Raw genomic sequence first — 18401 nt, forward strand, 5'->3', positions numbered from 1 at the left:
CGCGCCGCCCTGAGCCGGATACTGCCGCTGCCGCTGCCGCTGCCGCTGCCGCTGCCGCTGCCGCTGCCGCCGGCCGAGTGCGGCCCCTTCCGGAGGCGTGTGCGGCGCCCGGCCGCCATGTCAGGGCCTGAGCTTGTAGCCGAAGCCGCGTACCGTCTCGATCCGCTCCTGGCCGATCTTCGCCCGCAACCGCTGCACGTGGACGTCCACCACCCGGGTGTCGCCGCCCCACCCGTAGTCCCACACCCGCTCCAGGAGCTTGTCCCGCGACAGCACCGTCCCAGGGGCCGAGGAGAACTCCAGCAGCAGGCGCATTTCCGTCGGCGTCAGCGCCACGGGTGCGCCGGACCTGCGGACCTCCATGCCTTCCGTGTCGACCTCCAGGTCGCCGAAGACCAGCAGGCCCCGCTCGTCCTGCCGGCGGCCCGACGCGTCCGAGCCGTCCCCGCCGGAGGCACCGCCCGCGTGGCCGAAGCGCCGCAGCACCGCCCGGATGCGGGCCATGAGCACCGCGCCGTCGAAAGGCTTGGTGACGTAGTCGTCCGCGCCCGCCTCCAGGCCCAGGACCACGTCGATCGAGTCGGCGCGCGCCGACAGCATGATCACGGGCACCGTCGACTCGTCCCGGATCCGGCGGCACAGGCTGACGCCGTCCATGCCGGGCAGCATGACGTCCAGCAGCGCGATGTCCGGCCTGGCGGCGCGGAACGCCTCCAGACCGGACAGCCCGTCCGGCATCGCCGTCACCACGAACCCGTCCCGTTCCAGGGCGAGCTGGGTGGCCTCCCGGATGACGTCGTCGTCCTCGACGAACAGCACATGAGTCTCTGCCATGCCGTGTTTCTCCCGTTTCTGCGCGCCTCGGTCCCAGCATCGGCCGTCGCGGTTCCCACCCGGGTCCCGGTCCGGCGCCGCGTGCGGTTCGCCGCCGGGCCCCGGCCTCGGCCCCCGCGGCGGGTGTCCGCCCGGTTCCGCTCCCGGTCCCACCGCGGCTCACCGCCCGGGCCCGTGCTCGGCCCCGGCCGGGGCGCGCCCTGGTCCGCCCCGGGCCGGAACCCCGGACCGGGACCGAACCCGCCCCCGGCCCCGGCACGAACCCGCTCCCAGCCTGGATCCTCGTCCCGGCCCGGCCGGTCATGGTCGGGTGCCGGCCGGGTCCTGGCCGGGTCCTGGTCCGGTCCTGGAACCGTTTCCCCGGCCGGCCCGCGCCTCACTCGTCTGCGGGGGCCGGCACGGGACCGGTGAGGTCGCCGTCGACCGCCTTGCTGTACTCGGTGCGCACGATGTCGTGCTGGGTGAACTTGTCCCCCGTCCACCTGAAGGTGATCACATCCTCGCCGGACGGGTACGCGACGGGGTCGTCCTTGGCGTACCGCTGCTTGGTGACCAGGAGGTCGCCGCGGTCGATCGCCGCGTACACCGCCGGCTCCTCCAGCGCGAACACGTTCTCGTACGCGCCGTCGTCCTTCCTCCGGTACACGTACGTCCCGATGCCCACCGCGTCACCGCAGGTCAGCACGTTGACGACAACGTCGGGCGCCCCGGTGTTGGTGAGGTTTCCGTACGAGGTGTCGACCGGGTAGGCGTCGGCGACGCACGGCTTGAGGTCGCCCTTCACACGGTCGCTGACCTTCGGATCCTCCTTGACCAGCCGGACCGCGTCGACCCGCTGGAAGGGCGAGGCAGCGGAGGAGGCGGTCGCGTCCGGTGCCACGGAAGTGCCGCCGGCCTGGTCGGCCGGGACGGGGCGGCGTCGCGGGCGCCCGTGCTGCCGGTGGAGCAGGCGGCCGTCGCGAACAGGCCGACGGCGGCGAGGACGGCCACGGCCGTCGTACCCGCCGCCCGCAGGGACCGGTCGGACCAGCCCTTCCCGGCGGCCGGAGCCGGGCCGCCGGGGCCGCGGTCGCCCGCGTTCCCCGCAGGCCGCGCGCGGTGTGACGGCCCGGGACCGTGGGCCGTGAGGGACGTGAGGGCGTCCGGCCGGAGGCCGCCCCGCTCAGGGGCGGCGGATGCGGCGCGGCCCGGCCGCTCACCGCGCTGCACGAAGCTGCTGCCCGACGCGGAGGCGCCGCACTCGCGGCCGTCCGGCACCGAGCCATCCGGCACCGAGCCATCCGGGAATGCGCCGTCCGGCACTGAGCCGTCGCCTTCGCCGCTGTCCGACGCAGAGCCGTCCGGCACCGAGCCGTCCGTCCCCGCCCGGTCCGTCCCCGCGCGGTCCGGCACTGAGCTGTCCGGCACTGAGCCGTCGCGTTCGCCCCCATCCGCCGCGGAGCCGTCGCGTGCGCGACCCTCCGGCGCCGAGCCGCTCCGTTCACCGCCGTCGGGGCCGGAGCCGCCGCTCCTTCCCGGTTCGCCGATCAGGCCGCCCACCGCTCGTGCTCCCGTCCGTCACGACGTCCGTTCGTCCGTTCCACCCCCGCCGCGTGCCCGGCCCGCGCCGTCGGCAGGGACCGTACGCTACCGAGCTGCCGCGGGACGCGCCCGGTGCGCCCGGCGGCCTCCCCGCCACGCGCGGCCGGGGTGGCCGGAGCCGACCGGGTAGGCCGCGCGGACTGCACCGGCTGAGCCGACTGCACGGTCTGCGCCGGCTGGGCGGCTGAGCCGTCTGCCGCGCGGCGCGGCCGGCGCCCTCACGCACCTGCCCGTCGCGTGCCTGCCCGGTCCGGGCGGCGTCCCCGCGTGCCTGGGCCGCACGGGCCCGGTCGCCGAGGGCGGCGCGGGCATCGATGTCCCGGCTCTCCAGCTCCTGCCGGAGGCGGGCCAGCGCCCGGTGCAGCGTGCTCTTCACCGTGCCGGTCGACATGCCGAGCGCGGCCGCCGTCTCCTCGGTGCTCATCTGCTCCCAGTGCCGCAGCACGACCACGCTGCGCTGCTTGGGCGCCAGCACCTTCAGCACGTCCATCAGCAGGGCCCGGTCGGCGTGCTGCTCGGTGGAGTCGTCGACCGACGCGTCCGGCAGCTGCTCGGTCGGGACCTCCTCCAGCTTGCGGGCCCGCCACCACTCGGTCCGGGTGTTGATCATGACCCGGCGCAGATACGCGTCGGCGAGCGACTTGTCGGCTATGCCGTCCCAGCGGCCGTACGTCCGTGCCAGCGCCGTCTGCAGGAGGTCCTGCGCCTCCACCGGGTCCGGTACGAGACGCCGCGCGCTGCGCAGCAGGGCGTCGTGCCGGGTGCGGACGTACTCCTCGAATCCGAGCACCTCGCCGTGCGACATCCCGAACCGCCTCCGTTTCCCCGTAAACCTGCCGGTCAGACAGGAACCTGCCGGTCAGACAGGCCTTCGCTTCCGTGGTGTCAGTCCCCTTGAGTCGGGCTTTGTACGGGCCTGGCTCGCTGACACCACAAGAAACTACGGAGCTGTTGTCACGGGGCTGTGCGGGGCAGCCGTCGGCGGACGCACGGCTGCCCATCGGTTGTGTAACGGCCCTGTGCGGGGGCGGGTACGCGCCGTGCGGGCGGGCCCCGGAGGACCCGGGGATCAGCTGCCGGGCAGCCGGTACAGCCCGCCCTCCAGCGGCTCGACCAGGCCGTCGGCGACCAGCCCGTCCAGGGCGCGGGCCCGCTGCACCGGCTCGTGCCACACGGCGTCCAGGGCGGTCTGCGCGACCGGCCCGTGCGCCTCCCGCAGCACGGCGAGGAGCCGGCCCCGCACCTGCCGGTCGGTTCCCGCGTACGTCTGGCCGCGGCGCGGCGGGCCGTCGTGCGCCGGCTTCCCCGCGAGCCGCCAGGCGCACTCCCGCGCGATGGGGCAGCGCCCGCAGTCCTCGTTCCTGGCCGTGCACACCAGCGCGCCGAGCTCCATCGAGGCGGCGGCCCAGCGGGCCGCGGTCGTCTCGTCCCGCGGCAGCAGGGCGCGGGCGAGCCGCCGCTCGGCCGCCGTGGTGGCGTTCGGCGGGTACTGCACGCCGGTCACCGCACGGGCGAAGACCCGCCGGACGTTGGTGTCGAGGACGGCGTGCCGCTGCCCGTACGCGAACGACGCCACCGCGGCGGCCGTGTACTCCCCGATCCCGGGGAGCGCCAGCAGTTGGGCGTGGTCGCTCGGTACGTCACCGCCGTGCCGCTCCGTTATCGCCACGGCCGCGCCGTGCAGCCGCAGCGCCCGGCGCGGGTAGCCGAGCCGCCCCCAGGCACGTACCGCCTCGCCGGACGGCTCCGCGGCCAGGGCGGCGGGTCGGGGCCAGCGCGCCAGCCACTGCTCGTACACGGGGAGGACCCGGTTGACCGGTGTCTGCTGGAGCATGAACTCGCTCACCATCACGCCCCAGGCCCCGGCCTCCGGACGGCGCCAGGGCAGGTCGCGGGCGTGCTGCGCGAACCACGCGAGGACGGGGAGTGGAGCCGCTCCCCGGCGGCGGGCGCGGCGTCGGCGGGGGCGGCCACGGTGTCAGCGGAGGCTGCGGCGGTGCCCGCAGGCACGGCACGGGTGCCCGCGCGGGCGGCGTCCGCACGGGCCGTGGGGGCACCCGTCCGGGGTGAGGTGGTGGCCCCGTCGGCTGCGGAGGCGCGGGGGCGGCGGAAGCGGAAGGAGTCTCGGTCGCAGTCATGGCCTTCCGATCCTGACACGAGCCCGCCCCTTATCCCGTGCCGTCGGCCGCGCGCCTCGCGTTCCGCCCCGCCGGTGCGGCCCGCACCGCACGCACCGCACGCACCGCACGCCTCCCGTGCGTCGGCGCGAAGCCCCGTGTTCCGTGCGCCGGTGCGATGCGCGGTGCGACGCCTCCTGTTGCCCCCGGGGCCCGGTCGCCCGGTCGCCCCGGTCGCGGTGGCTGGCCGTGGCCGCCGTCGGCCGTCCGGGGCCTGCGGGGGCCGCGGAGCATGCGGGGTGTGCGGGGCCTACAGAGCATGCGGAGCATGCGGGACGTGCGGGGCTTGCGGGGTGTGCGGAACGCTCAGTACCGAGGATGCTGTTGCTCGCCCTGGTTTCCAGGGGACTGCGGGGGTTGCTGCTGGGTGTGACTGTCCGGGTACTGCGGGTACGGGGGGTGCTGCTGCCACCCTTCGGGTCCCTGGTCCTGGGGGGACTGCTGCGCCTGCGCTCCCTGGTGCTGAGGGTACTGCTGCTGCCCCTCGGCCGCCTGGTACGGCACGTGCTGCTGCTGCCCCTCGGCCGCCTCGTACCGCGGGTACTGCTGCTGCCCCCCGCTCGTCTGGTACTCCGAGTGCGGCTGCCCCCCGATGTCCCCGTACTGCGGGTACTCCTGCCGCTCCGGCACTTCCTGCCGAGGCTGCTCCCGGTGCCCGGCGCCCGCTCCGCGGACCGCCCGCTGCTGCCGGTGCGAGCCGCGCGGCCGGCGGCCGGCGGACGCGCCCGCGGCGACCGCCGCCGTACCGGACGGGGCCTCGCCCGAACCGGCCAGCCAGTGCGCCGCGCCCGAGCCGCTCGTCCGCATGGTCTCCACCAGCTTCACGGCCGGCCCCGTCAGCAGCCGCACGAACAGGACCACCGCCAGCGCCCCCACGATGAGGCCCGCCACCACGTCGTGCGGGTAGTGCACGCCGACGAACACCCGCGAGAACGCCATCAGCACGGCGAGCGGCACCACGAACCACGTGGTGCGCCGCCAGGCCAGCACCAGCGCCATCGCGAACGCGCCTGCGATGGCCGAGTGATTGCTCGGGAACGACCAGTCGCCGTACTCCGGGCATTCGGCGATGGAGGCGGCGGCGCCGACCACCGCGCGGCAGGGCCGCTCTTCCTGTACGAACGTCTTCAGCGTCTCGCTCACGACGTATCCGAACGCCGTCGCCACCGGGGCGAGCGCGGCGATCGCCATGGTGCGGGCGCCCGCCGGGCGGGCCCGCCACCAGGCGACGATGCACAGGGCTAGGAAGATGAACAGCCCGGCGTCGGTGCCGATCTCGGTGAACGTGTGCACCCAGGCCGGTGTGCCATGAGCGAAGTCGGTGATGGCGCGGTACAGGTCCTGACTCATGGCTACGGACGGTACATGCCCGCCGGGGGCCCCGGCTCACCGCCGTCGGCCAACGCCCCGCCGCACACCGAACCCGATGTGATGATCGGCAAAAGTCGGCGCAGGAGCGGCGAGTGGGGCGGGAGTTGGGCGCGGACTCTCGTAGAGTTTCCGCGTGGGATCTCTGCGCAATCCGGTCGGGCCGCTTCCCTCCTCCATCTACTGGCGACGGAGGGCAGTCGCGGCCGGTCTGGTCGTGCTCCTCGTGGCGCTGGTCCTGTGGTTCGTCGGCTCGGGTGACGACGAACCGCCGAACGGCAGTGCCGGTGCCGGGGCATCCCCGGCGCCGTCGATCACGCCCGGCCCCACGCCGTCGGGCCCCGCCATCTCCAGCCGCCCGGGCGGCCGTGACGAGTCCCCCGGAGAGGGGACGGGCGACGGCGGTACGGGCACCTCCTCCGGTACGGGTACGTCCTCCGGTACGGGCACGGGGCCCGGCACAGGAGGCGGCGAAGGCGCCGGCGGACCGGCCGGCTCGGGCGCCGACGCCGGTTCCTCCGGGGCGGGCGCGGATGTCGGCACCGGCGGTGACTCCGGCCGACGCGTCGCGGCGGGCTCCCCGCTGCCCGACTGCGCCGCAGGCGCGCTGGAGTTGGCGCTGAGCAGCGCGCAGGTGTCGTACGGGCCCGACGAGAAGCCCGAGTTCCGGCTGACGGCGAAGAACACCTCGGCGGCGGCCTGCAAGACCGACCTCGGCCCGCTTGCCGTGGTGCTGACCGTCAGCGATGACGCGGACGAGGACGTCTGGTCGTCGAAGGAGTGCCCGCGCGGCCCGCGCCACGTGTGGCTGTCCGTCCCGGCGGGCGGCACGGTGACGCACACCGTCGAGTGGGACCGCCGGTACAGCACCGAGCAGTGCGACAAGCCGTCCACGCGCTCGGCGTCCCCCGGCACGTATCTGGTGGAGGCCGCGGCGCCGGGCCGGAAGGTCCTGCGCGCGTCGATCACCCTGGCCAAGGACTGAGCCTCCCGCTTCCGGCGGCGGCCCGGCCGCCTCTCGGCCCGTACAGCCGGCCGCCTCTCGGCCCGTACCAGCCGACCCGGTGCGTGCCGCCGAGGCGTCGGCGCCTTCCGCGGCCGGTACTACGCCCGGCCGCGGAAGGCGCCCGAACCGTCCGCGCTGTCGGCGACATCAGCGAAGTCCAGGTTGGCGATGCCGAGGTTGGCGGACACCTCAGGGAACCACCGGGCGGGCACTCTGAACGTCCGCCCGGGCTCCTCCTCCAGGTCCACGGCCAGGAGCGGCCGGGCCGGGTCCTCCATGGTGACGGCGTCCGCCAGGAAGACGTAGCCGATCCGCTCGTCCTCCGCCCCGTCGGAGCCGCAGCGTGCGCGCCGCGGTCGCCGTCCCGGTGGCGCGGTCGTCAGACGTAGCGCTCCAGGATCGACGACTCTGCGAGCCGCGACAGCCCTTCCCGTACGCTGCGGGCCCGCAGTTCGCCGACGCCGTCGACGGCCTGGAGGTCGTCGACGCTCGCCGCCAGCAGCTTCTGCAGTCCGCCGAAGTGCTCCACGAGCCGCTCGATGATGGCGCCCGGGAGCCGCGGCACCTTCGCCAGCAGCCGGTAGCCGCGCGGCGAGACCGCGGAGTCCAGCGTCTCGGGGGAGCCGCTGTAGCCGAGGGCGCGGGCGACGGTCGCCAGGTCCAGCAGCTCGGGGTGGGAGAGGCTGTCCAGCTCGGTCAGGGCCTCGCTGACGGTACGGGACCGCTTCGCGGTCGGCTCGGGCACGTAGTCCCGTACGACGAGTTCCCGCTCGGGCTCGACGCCCGCGATCAGCTCGTCCAGCTGGAGGGCCAGCAGGCGGCCGTCGGTGCCGAGCTCGACGACGTACTCCGCGATCTCCGTGGCGATCCGGCGGACCATCTCCAGGCGCTGCGCCACGGCGGTGACGTCCCGGACGGTCACGAGGTCCTCGATCTCCAGCGCCGACAGCGTTCCGGCGACCTCGTCGAGGCGGAGCTTGTAGCGCTCCAGCGTGGCCAGCGCCTGGTTCGCGCGCGACAGGATCGCGGCGGACTCCTCCAGCACGCGCCGCTCCCCGTCCACGTACAGCGCGATGATCCGCATCGACTGGGACACGGAGATCACCGGGAAGCCGCACTGCTTGGACACGCGGTCCGCGGTGCGGTGCCGGGTGCCGGTCTCCTCCGTCGGGATCGACGCGTCCGGCACGAGCTGCACCCCGGCCCGCAGGATCTTGGTGCTGTCCTTGTCGAGGATGAGCGCGCCGTCCAGCTTGCACAGCTCGCGCAGCCGCGTCGCGGTGAACTCGACGTCCAGCACGAAGCCGCCGGTGCACATCGACTCGACGGTCTTGTCCATGCCGAGGACGATGAGCCCGCCCGTGTTTCCGCGCAGGACGCGCTCCAGACCGTCCCGGAGGGCGGTGCCCGGCGCGACCGCGCTCAGAGACGAGCGCATCAGCGCTTCGTTGCCGGAGCTCCCGCCGGACTTTCCGGGATGTGATCCCCGGTCGTTGGCTGCCACTGCACTCCTCCGGCTCGTACGGATGGGCGAGACCAGGGCAAAGTCTAGCGACCCCACCCCCACGGGGGGTGCGGCTCCGACGGCCCGGACCTGCTGGGCCGGGCGCCCCGCCCGGCGTCCGCCCCGGTCAGCGCCGGTGAGCACGCCCTGTGTCCCTCGCCGCCGGGGTCCTTCAGCCTGTCCGGTGCCCGCCCGCGTCAGCGCCGGCCGTCCGCCCGTGTGCCCCGCCCGTGAGCCCGCCCGGCCCGCCCCTCCTGCGCGGCGGCCCGCTCGGTGTGCGCCACGGTGGCCAGGGCCGGGGCCAGGGCCGGGGCCAGGGCCGGTGTCGGCAGCGGTCAGCGCGCCGGGTGTACGCCACGGTCTCCTCGTCCGCGCGCCCGGCGCCCGGCATCCCGCGCCCGGCGTCAGCGCCCGGCGTCCCGCGCCTGCCGTCAGCCGCCCGGTCCGCCTCCTTCCGCCCGTCAGCCCGCCCGGTCCGCCTCCTTCCGCCCGTCAGCCCGCCCGGTCCGCCTCCTTCCGCCCGTCAGCCCGCCCGGTCCGCCTCCTCCCGTGCCGCCCTGCGGGAGCGCGGCAGGACCCGCAGGGCCTCGCCGACGTCCGCGACCTCCTGGACCCGCATGCCCGGCGGGACCTTCCCCGGATCGCCCGGGACCAGCGCGTGGGTGAAGCCGAGCCGCGCCGCCTCCGCGAGCCGCCGCTGCACGCCTGTGACCCGCCGTACCTCGCCCGCGAGCCCCACCTCGCCGATCGCCACGAGGTTCTTCGGCAGGGGAGTGTCGGACGCGGCCGAGGCCAGCGCCAGCGCGACCGCCAGGTCCGCCGCCGGCTCCGACAGCTTCACCCCGCCCACCGTCGCGCTGTAGATGTCCCGCTTGCCCAGCGCACTGATCCGCCCCCGCTGCTCCAGCACCGCCAGCATCATCGACACCCGGGACGTCTCCAGGCCGGACGTCGTCCGCCGCGGTGAGGGGATCTGCGAGTCCACCGTCAGCGCCTGCACCTCCGCCACCAGCGGACGCCGCCCCTCCAGCGTCACCGTCAGACACGTGCCCGGCACCGGCTCGGCGCGCCGGGTCAGGAACAGCCCGCTGGGGTCGGCGAGCCCCGTGATCCCCTCGTCGTGCAGTTCGAAGCAGCCGACCTCGTCGGTTGCCCCGTACCTGTTCTTCACGCCCCGCACCAGCCGCAGCCGCGCATGCCGGTCGCCCTCGAAGTGCAGCACCACGTCCACGAGGTGCTCCAGCAGCCGCGGTCCCGCGATCGCACCGTCCTTCGTGACGTGGCCCACCAGGAGGGTGGCCATGCCCCGCTCCTTGGAGGCGCGGATCAGCGCGCCCGCCACCTCCCGCACCTGCGCCATGCCGCCCGGCGCCCCGTCGATCTCCGGCGACGCCACCGTCTGCACCGAGTCCATGACCAGCAGCGACGGCTTCACCGCGTCGAGGTGCCCCAGCACCGCCGACAGGTCCGTCTCGGCCGCGAGGTACAGGTGGTCGTGCAGCGCCCCGATGCGGTCGGCCCGCAGCCGGACCTGGCTCGCCGACTCCTCACCCGTCACATACAGGGTGGGGTGCTCCTCGCTCGCCGCCTTCGCCGCCACGTCCAGCAGCAGCGTCGACTTGCCCACCCCGGGCTCGCCCGCCAGCAGCACGACCGCCCCCGGCACCAGACCCCCGCCCAGCACCCGGTCGAGCTCGTCGACCCCCGTCGCACGGGCCGTCGCCTGCCGCCCGTCCACCTGGGCGATGGGCAGCGCGGCGGCCGACACCCGCCCGGCCGCGGTCGTGCGGACGGCGGGCGCCGCCCCGTACTCCTCGACCGTCCCCCACGCCTGGCACTCGGGGCAGCGGCCGAGCCACTTGACCGTCGTCCAACCGCACTCCGTGCAGCGGTACGACGGCCGGTCCTTCGACGATTTCGTACGGGCAGCCATGCGCCACACCGTAGCGGTGCCCACTGACAGCCTCCGGCCCGCGGACAGCCCCGGCCCGCCGGCGGCCCCCTATAGCGGTGCACCGGCGGCGGAGGCAAAGGCCGCTGCCCTCTTTCGAGGGACGCGTTCACCCGTAAGGCTTAAAAGTGCGGAAGGGGTACGAAGGGTGTGCCTTGGGCCGCCTACGGTCGCCGGGTGACGAGCAGCAGGCTGGAACCCCCTACGTACACCACCGGCGCACACCGGGCGCAGCGCCGTGCGCCCCGGAGCGGGTCCCGTACGCTCGCGCAGAGCCCGCCCGCCCGGTACGAGCCCTACCTCGACGGCCTGTTCACCTACTGCCTGTCGGTGCTCTGCGACCACGCCGCGGCGACGGCCGTCCTGGGCGACGTCCTCGCCGTCGCGGAGCGCCAGTACGGGCGGTGCCCCGCCGACGAGTCCGGGCGCAAGGCGTGGCTGTACGCCCTGGCGCGCTGGGCGTGCCTGCGGGAGCTCACCGAGCAGCGGCGTCGGCGGCAGGGCGCGCACGCCGGGCGCGCCACGGACCGCACACCGGCCGCGGGCACCCGCTCGGAGTCCCGCGCGCCCGGCGCGCAGACCGGCGCCACCACCCGAAGCGACGAGCCGTGCGACGAGCACCGCCGCGAGCTCGCCCTGCTGGCCTGGCCGGAGGCGGCCGGCACCACACCGGAGCAGCGGGAGGCCCTGGAACTGGCGGTCCGCCACCAGCTGGGCACCGCCGAGGTCGCCGCCGTGCTGGGCCTCGCCCCGCAGGCCGCGCGGGAGCTGCTGTCCGCCGCGGCCTGCGAGGTGGAGCGCACCCGCGCCGCGCTCGCCGTCGTCGAGACGGGGTCCTGCGCCGCCGTGGCGCGGCTCGCCGGGGACCGCCGCATGCTGCTGTCGGCGGCGCTGCGCCGGGAACTGGTCCGGCACGTCGACGACTGCCCGGTGTGCCGCCGGGTCGCCGAGCGGGCCGAGGCCGCCGCCCCTGGCCGGGTTCCACGGTCACCCCGGCGACGCTGCCGCTGGTCGAGGCGCCCAGGGCGGCGGCGCACATCGCGATGGCCGCCGCGCCGCGGGCCCGCACCGGCGGACCCCGGTTCGGCCGGGACGGCTTCCCGCTGGACCCGAAGGACCACGCGGCCCGCCGCGACCGGATGCGCGCCCGGGCGGTCACGACCACGGTCGTGGCCACCGTCATCGCGGCCCCCGTCCTCGCCCTGTGGGCGGCGTACCGCGGCGACCAGGACGCCACCGGCAGCGTGTTCGACGACCGCGCGGTCAGCGCGGCCGACGAGGACGACAACGCCGCCGAGGCGGCCGGCCGCTCCGGCCGCCGCCCCTACGAGAACGCCGGCAACGCCCGTACCGGGGGCGCACCGCCCTTCCGCACGCCGAGTCAGGCACCCGACGTGACCGCGGAGGTCATCAGCCCCGGGACGGCCGCGGGCACCGGCCGGATCGCCGTCTCCGCCCGCTCCTACGGCGACACGACGAGGCTCACGCTCACCGCGTCGGGCGGTGCGCCCGTCGAGTGGTCGCTGTGGACGGACGCGCCCTGGCTGTACGCGAGCCGGACCTCGGGGACGCTCCAGCCCGGCGGTTCGCAGACGGTGTACATCTCGGTCGACCAGGCGCGGCAGCCGCGCGGCGCGTGGAGCGCCCGGGTCGGCGTCAATCCCTCGGGCGCGGTCATCGGCATCGACGGCCACGGGCCCAAGCGGCCGCCGGTCGAGCAGGCCCCGGGCCGCACCGCGAAGCCGCAGCACCCGTCCACGCCGTCCCCCGGCGGGCCGGTCCGCACGGACGGCCCGGACCCGTCGCAGCCGCCGGCGTCGACGCCCCCGCCCTCCACGCCCCCGAGACGACGCCGCCTCCGGCGACGGAACCGCCCCCGTCGACGCCGCCGCCGCAGCAGACCGACCCGCCGCCGTCCAGCGCCCCGCCCCCGACCCGGCCCCGCCCGCGGACGACGCTCCGCCGACGACCGCGGCCCCGGCCGACTGAGACCCCGGCCGGCTGAGACCCCGGCGTACACCGCGCGCTACCGCGGACCCGGCCGACTGAGGGCCCGGGCGTACCCCGCGCGCTACCGCGGCCCCGCGGCGCGCGGCTGCGCCGGTTCCGCGTCCGCCGGTCAGGCCGGTCCGCCGGTTATACCCGGTCCGCCGATTAGGCCGGTCCGCCGGTCGGGCGGGGTCTGCCGGTCAGGCCCGGTCCCGCCGCTCAGTCCGGGTCCCCCGGTCGGGCGGGGTCTGCCGGTCGGGCCAGTCGGCCGGTCAGACCGGCCCCGTCGATCAGGCCGGTCCCGCCGCTCAGGCCGGGTCCGCCGGGTGGGGGGCCACCAGCGGGAGCTGCGAGGCGAGCCGGGCCTCGCACAGTCCCACCAGCACCCCGTACGCCGCCTCGCCCATCAGTTCCGTCAGCTCCGGCCGGTACGTCACGTACACCGGCTCGCCCGCCCCGTGGGCGGACGTCGCCGACGTGCACCACCAGTGCAGGTCGTGGCCGCCCGGCCCCCACCCCCTGCGGTCGTACTCGCCGATCGACACCTGGAGGACCTTCGTGTCGTCCGGCCGCTCGATCCAGTCGTACGTCCGGCGGACCGGCAGCTGCCAGCAGACGTCCGGCTTCGTCTCCAGCGGTTCCCGGCCCTCGCGCAGCGCCAGGATGTGCAGGGCGCATCCGGCGCCGCCCGCGAATCCGGGGCGGTTCTGGAAGATGCAGGAGCCCTTCCAGCGCCGGGTCTGCCGGTCGCCGTCCTCGTCGAGCTGCACCCAGCCGCCGGCCGCCGTGCCCTCGTCGTGGAACTGCCACAGGTCCGGGGTGAGCCGCGCCACGTGCCCGGCGACCCTCTTCTCGTCGTCCTCGTCGGAGAAGTGCGCGCCGAGCGTGCAGCAGCCGTCGTCGGCGCGACCCGCCTGGATGCCCTGGCAGCCGCTGCCGAAGACGCACGTCCACCGGGACGTCAGCCACGTCAGGTCGCAGCGGAAGACCTGGTCCTCGTCCGCGGGGTCCGGGAACTCCACCCAGGCCCGGGGGAAGTCCAGGCCCTTCTCGTCGTCGGCCCCGGCGGTCGCCCCGGCGGTCGCCCCGGCGGTCGCCTTGGCGGCCTTGTCGCGCTTCTTGCCCGTGCCGGCCCCGCCAGGACCGGCCTTCTTCGTCTTCGGCACACGTCCAGCGTATGCGGAGCCCGACCCCGCCCGGGGCCCCGCGCGGCCGCCGTGTCCGACGGGGCGGCGGCAGGCGGAGGCCGGCGGTCCGGGGGCGCCGTGCCGTGCCCGTGCCGTGCCCGTGCCGTGCCCGTGCCCTTTCCGCGCCTGGTCCGTGTCCCCTCCGAGTCCGGGCCGTGCCCCATCCGTGCCCCCTCCGTGCCCCCTCCGTGCCGCGTCCCGTCCGGCCGGACCGAACGGTTAGCGTTCAGCCATGAGACTCGGAGTCCTCGACGTCGGTTCGAACACGGTGCACCTGCTGGTCATGGACGCGCACCCCGGTGCGCGCCCCCTGCCCGCGCACTCGCACAAGGCCGAACTGCGCCTCGCCGAACTACTCGACGCGGACGGCGCCATCAGCGCGCACGGCGTGGAGCGGCTCGTCACGATCGTCGGGGACGCCCTGCACACCGCCGAGGAGAAGGGCTGCGAGGAGGTCCTGCCGTTCGCGACCTCCGCCATCCGCGACGCCTCCAACGCCGACGCCGTCCTGCGCACGGTCAAGGAGGAGACCGGCGTCGACCTCACCGTCCTCACCGGTGAGGAGGAGGCCCGGCTGACCTTCCTCGCCGCCCGCCGCTGGTTCGGCTGGTCGGCGGGCAAGCTGCTGCTCCTCGACATCGGCGGCGGCTCGCTGGAGGTCGCGTACGGCATCGACGAGGAGCCCGACGCGGCGGTGTCCCTGCCGCTCGGCGCGGGACGGCTCACCGCGGGCTGGCTGCCCGGCGACCCGCCGGACCCGGCCGACGTGAAGGCGCTGCGCCGCCACGTGCGGGCCCAGATAGCGCGCACGGTCGGCGAGTTCGCCCGCTTCGGGAAGCCGGACCACGTCGTCGCCACGTCCAAGACCTTCAAGCAGCTCGCCCGGATGGCGGGCGCCCCCGGTTCCGGCGAGGGGCAGTACGTCCAGCGCGTACTGAGTCGTACGTCACTTGAAGGGTGGGTGCCCAAGCTCTCCGCCATGACCGTCGAGCAGCGCTGCGCCCTGCCCGGTGTGTCGGCGGGCCGGGCCCGGCAGCTGCTGGCAGGGGCGCTGGTGGCGGAAGGGGCGATGGACCTGTTCGGGGTCGCCGAGGTGGAGATCTGCCCCTGGGCGCTGCGCGAGGGCGTCATCCTGCGGCGCCTCGACCACCTCCCCGAGTGACGTTTCGGGCCCGTACGCTGTCCCTCGTGGCAGAACGAGCGTCGGAATCAGCGACGGAAGCAGCGACGGAGCCCGGGCCGGGCACCGTGCCGAGGCCCCTGCCGTCCGCGGCGGCGGGCCTGCTGCCGCAGACCGATGTGAAGGTGGCCCTGTCCACCGCCTCCGTCTACCCGGAGTCGACGGCGACCGCCTTCGAGGTCGCCGCCCGGCTCGGCTACGACGGCGTCGAGATCATGGTGTGGACGGACCCGGTCAGCCAGGACCTGGAGGCGCTGCGCCGGCTCTCCGACTACCACCAGGTGCCCGTCCTCGCCGTGCACGCCCCCTGCCTGCTGATCACCCAGCGGGTGTGGTCCACCGACCCGTGGGTGAAGCTCCAGCGCGCGCAGGCGGCGGCGGAGAAGCTCGGCGCGTCGACCGTCGTCGTGCACCCGCCGTTCCGCTGGCAGCGCCAGTACGCGCGGGACTTCGTCGCCGGCGTCTGGCGGATGGCGGACGAGACGGACGTGCGGTTCGCCGTCGAGAACATGTACCCGTGGCGCTACCGCGACCGCGAGATGCTCGCGTACGCCCCGGAGTGGGACGTCACCAAGGACGACTACCGCCACTACACGATCGACCTGTCCCACACCGCCACCGCACGCTCCGACGCCCTCGCCATGGCGGCCCGCATGGGCGACCGGCTCGGCCACGTCCACCTCGCCGACGGGCGCGGCTCCGGGAAGGACGAGCACCTGGTGCCGGGGCGCGGCACGCAGCCGTGCGCCGAGCTGCTCCGGCACCTGGCCCGTACCGGCTTCGACGGGCACGTGGTGGTCGAGGTCAACACCCGCCGCGCCATGTCCGCCGCCGAACGGGAAGCCGACCTGGCCGAGGCCCTCGCGTTCACGCGGCAGCACCTGGCGGCGGCCGCCCGCGTCCCGTGACCGGCGCCCCGCGGCCGCGCAGGGGCGCGGCAGGCCGCCCGCCGCGGAACGGGCGGAGGGTCCGGGCGCCCGCGACCGGATCCTGGAGGCGGCCCGCGCCGAGTTCGCCCGGCGCGGCTACGACAAGACGTCCGTCCGGGGCATCGCCAAGGCCGCCGGCGTCGACGCCGCCCTCGTCCACCACTACTTCGGTACGAAGGACGAGGTCTTCGCCGCCGCCATCGAGGTGTCCTTCGAGCCCGCCCTGGTGATCCCCGCCCTCGTCGGGGAGCACGGCACCGAGGGCGTGGGGGAGCGGCTGGCCCGCTCCTTCCTCGGGGTGTGGGAGAACCCCGCGACCAGGACCCCGCTGCTCGCGGTGATCCGCTCGGCGCTCACCCACGACGCCGCCGCCGCGGTGCTGCGCGGGTTCGTCCTGCGCCGTGTCCTGGAGCGGGTCGCCGCCGACCTCTCCGTGCCGGACCCGCGGTTCCGCGCGGAGCTGGCCGCGTCCCACATGGTCGGCATCGCGATCCTGCGGTACGTGGTACAGGTGGAGCCGCTGGCGTCGGCGGACCCGGAGGACATCGTGGCCATGGTGGCGCCCACCCTGCAGCGGTACCTCACCGAGGAGTGAGCAGCGCGTCCCGCCATGCGGACGGAATGTCCAGATCTTGGAGCGGCGGCGTAGGCTCGTAGGAATCAGGAAGTCTCTGTCGAGGAGCGAGCGACGATGCCCGAGCTGAGGTCCCGCACTGTCACCCACGGCCGGAACATGGCGGGTGCCCGCGCCCTTATGCGCGCCTCCGGGGTACCCGGCGGGGACATCGGCCGCAAGCCGGTCATCGCCGTCGCCAACTCCTTCACCGAGTTCGTGCCCGGCCACACCCACCTGCAGCCCGTCGGCCGGATCGTCAGCGAGGCCGTCAGGGCCGCCGGCGGCATCCCGCGCGAGTTCAACACCATCGCCGTCGACGACGGCATCGCCATGGGCCACGGCGGCATGCTGTACTCCCTGCCGTCCCGCGACCTGATCGCCGACTCCGTCGAGTACATGGTCGAGGCGCACTGCGCCGACGCGCTGATCTGCATCTCCAACTGCGACAAGATCACCCCGGGCATGCTGATGGCCGCCCTGCGCCTCGACATCCCGACCGTGTTCGTCTCCGGCGGCCCCATGGAGTCCGGCCGGGCCACCCTCGTCGACGGCAGCGTCCGCACCCTCGACCTCGTCGACGCCATCTCCGAGGCCGTCAACGACACGGTGTCGGACGAGGACATCCGCCGCATCGAGGAGAACGCCTGCCCGACCTGCGGCTCCTGCTCCGGCATGTTCACCGCCAACTCCATGAACTGCCTCACGGAGGCCATCGGCCTCTCCCTGCCCGGCAACGGCTCGGTCCTCGCCACCCACACCGCCCGCCGCGCCCTGTACGAGGAGGCCGGCCGCACCGTGGTGGAGCTGACCAGGCGCTACTACGAGCAGGACGACGCCTCCGTCCTGCCGCGGAACATCGCGACCTTCGCCGCCTTCGAGAACGCCATGGCCCTCGACATCGCCATGGGCGGCTCGACGAACACGATCCTCCACCTGCTGGCCGCAGCCCAGGAGGCCGGCGTCCCGTTCGGCCTGGAGGAGATCGACGCCGTCTCCCGCCGCGTCCCCTGCCTGGCGAAGGTCGCGCCGAACGTCGCCAAGGACCGCACGTACTACATGGAGGACGTGCACCGGGCCGGCGGCATCCCCGCGCTGCTGGGCGAGCTGCACCGCGCCGGGCTGCTGAACGAGGACGTGCACGCGGTGCACAGCCCGTCGCTGGGCGACTGGCTGAAGACCTGGGACGTGCGCGGCGGATCCCCGAGCGCCGAGGCCGTCGAGCTGTGGCACGCCGCGCCTGGCTGCAAGCGGTCGGCGGAGGCGTTCTCGCAGTCCGAGCGGTGGGACACCCTCGACGACGACGCGGAGTCCGGCTGCATCCGCTCCGCGGAGCACGCCTACTCCAAGGACGGCGGCCTGGCCGTCCTCCGGGGCAACCTCGCCGTCGACGGCTGCGTCGTGAAGACCGCCGGCGTCGACGAGTCCATCTGGACCTTCGAGGGCCCCGCGGTCGTCTGCGAGTCGCAGGACGAGGCCGTCGAGAAGATCCTCAACAAGCAGATCACGCACGGCGACGTCGTCGTCATCCGCTACGAGGGCCCGCGCGGCGGCCCCGGCATGCAGGAGATGCTCTATCCGACGTCCTTCCTCAAGGGCCGCGGCCTGGGCAAGACCTGCGCGCTGATCACCGACGGCCGCTTCTCGGGCGGCACGTCCGGCCTGTCGATCGGCCACGCCTCGCCGGAGGCGGCGTCCGGCGGCACCATCGCGCTCGTCGAGGACGGCGACCGCATCCGCATCGACATCCCGAACCGCTCCATCGAGCTCCTGGTCGACGACGCCACGCTGGCCGCCCGGCGCGAGGCCCTGGGCGGGACGTACGCGCCGAAGAACCGGGACCGCAAGGTGTCGGCGGCCCTGCGGGCCTACGCGGCGATGGCCACCAGCGCCGACAAGGGCGCGGTCAGGGACGTCACGATGCTGGGCTGACCGCCTCCGGGCGATCCCCCTGCGGGGCTCCTGCGATGCCCCCTGCGGGACCTCTGCGGGACCGCTTCCGGCTGGCCTCGCCTGCGGGACCGCCTCCGGGCGATCCCCCTGCGATGCCTCCTGCGGGACTCCTGCGGCACCGCTGCGGGA

Annotated in this window: 11 protein-coding genes and 4 pseudogenes; 6 read left to right on the forward strand and 9 right to left on the reverse strand. The window is 75.2% G+C overall.

Features of this window, described 5'->3' with window-relative positions; translation table 11 throughout:
* Positions 1–120: 120 nt before the first annotated feature.
* From cseB to L6E17_RS31225, 5 genes and pseudogenes are all read right to left on the reverse strand, one after another.
* Entirely contained in the window at positions 121–834 is a 714-nt protein-coding gene (cseB, locus tag L6E17_RS26855) for a two-component system response regulator CseB (protein WP_236243266.1), read from the reverse strand.
* A 376-nt stretch (positions 835–1210) separates the two neighbouring features.
* A complete protein-coding gene (locus L6E17_RS26860; protein WP_236243267.1) occupies positions 1211–1714 on the reverse strand; it encodes a hypothetical protein in 504 nt (167 codons plus the stop codon).
* Positions 1715–2718: 1004 nt separating this feature from the next.
* Positions 2719–3220: pseudogene (locus tag L6E17_RS26865) on the reverse strand (SigE family RNA polymerase sigma factor); the annotation flags it as partial.
* Between the two features lie 264 nt (positions 3221–3484).
* Positions 3485–4389: pseudogene (locus L6E17_RS26870) on the reverse strand (A/G-specific adenine glycosylase).
* A 509-nt stretch (positions 4390–4898) separates the two neighbouring features.
* Positions 4899–5942, reverse strand: a complete 1044-nt coding sequence (locus tag L6E17_RS31225) for a phosphatase PAP2 family protein (protein ID WP_308315942.1) — start codon at positions 5940–5942, stop codon at positions 4899–4901.
* A 154-nt stretch (positions 5943–6096) separates the two neighbouring features.
* Here L6E17_RS31225 and L6E17_RS26885 point away from each other — a divergent pair, with 154 nt between their 5' ends.
* Positions 6097–6945, forward strand: a complete 849-nt coding sequence (locus L6E17_RS26885) for a hypothetical protein (RefSeq protein ID WP_236243268.1) — start codon at positions 6097–6099, stop codon at positions 6943–6945.
* Between the two features lie 119 nt (positions 6946–7064).
* On the opposite strand, the gene L6E17_RS31660 is transcribed toward L6E17_RS26885, so the two are convergent.
* From L6E17_RS31660 to radA, 3 genes are all read right to left on the reverse strand, one after another.
* Positions 7065–7349: a hypothetical protein gene (locus L6E17_RS31660; RefSeq protein WP_374109156.1), complete on the reverse strand. Its 285-nt coding sequence runs from the start codon at positions 7347–7349 to the stop codon at positions 7065–7067.
* Positions 7346–8470 carry a DNA integrity scanning diadenylate cyclase DisA gene (disA, locus tag L6E17_RS26895; protein WP_236243270.1) on the reverse strand — a complete coding sequence of 375 codons (1125 nt, stop codon included), beginning with the start codon at positions 8468–8470 and terminating at the stop codon, positions 7346–7348. Before disA ends, L6E17_RS31660 begins: the two co-directional genes overlap by 4 nt.
* A gap of 523 nt (positions 8471–8993) precedes the next feature.
* A complete protein-coding gene (radA, locus tag L6E17_RS26900; RefSeq protein WP_236243271.1) occupies positions 8994–10403 on the reverse strand; it encodes a DNA repair protein RadA in 1410 nt (469 codons plus the stop codon).
* A gap of 195 nt (positions 10404–10598) precedes the next feature.
* Here radA and L6E17_RS26905 point away from each other — a divergent pair.
* Positions 10599–12426: pseudogene (locus L6E17_RS26905) on the forward strand (hypothetical protein).
* A 292-nt stretch (positions 12427–12718) separates the two neighbouring features.
* Here the strand turns inward: L6E17_RS26905 and L6E17_RS26910 are convergent.
* Positions 12719–13576 carry a hypothetical protein gene (locus L6E17_RS26910; protein ID WP_236243272.1) on the reverse strand — a complete coding sequence of 286 codons (858 nt, stop codon included), beginning with the start codon at positions 13574–13576 and terminating at the stop codon, positions 12719–12721.
* 253 nt (positions 13577–13829) lie between these two features.
* Here L6E17_RS26910 and L6E17_RS26915 point away from each other — a divergent pair, with 253 nt between their 5' ends.
* From L6E17_RS26915 to ilvD, 4 genes and pseudogenes are all read left to right on the forward strand, one after another.
* Complete coding sequence (locus tag L6E17_RS26915) at positions 13830–14759, forward strand: Ppx/GppA phosphatase family protein (protein WP_236243273.1); 930 nt, start codon at positions 13830–13832, stop codon at positions 14757–14759.
* A 122-nt stretch (positions 14760–14881) separates the two neighbouring features.
* Positions 14882–15685, forward strand: coding sequence for a sugar phosphate isomerase/epimerase family protein (locus tag L6E17_RS26920; protein WP_374109157.1), 804 nt, complete (start codon positions 14882–14884; stop codon positions 15683–15685).
* Positions 15682–16301: pseudogene (locus tag L6E17_RS26925) on the forward strand (TetR family transcriptional regulator). Before L6E17_RS26920 ends, L6E17_RS26925 begins: the two are co-directional and overlap by 4 nt.
* Before the next feature lie 96 nt (positions 16302–16397).
* Entirely contained in the window at positions 16398–18251 is a 1854-nt protein-coding gene (gene ilvD / locus L6E17_RS26930) for a dihydroxy-acid dehydratase (RefSeq protein WP_236243274.1), read from the forward strand.
* Positions 18252–18401 lie beyond the last annotated feature (150 nt).

This window comes from Streptomyces sp. CC228A (genome assembly GCF_021390935.1).
In the GTDB taxonomy this organism is placed as follows: domain Bacteria; phylum Actinomycetota; class Actinomycetes; order Streptomycetales; family Streptomycetaceae; genus Streptomyces.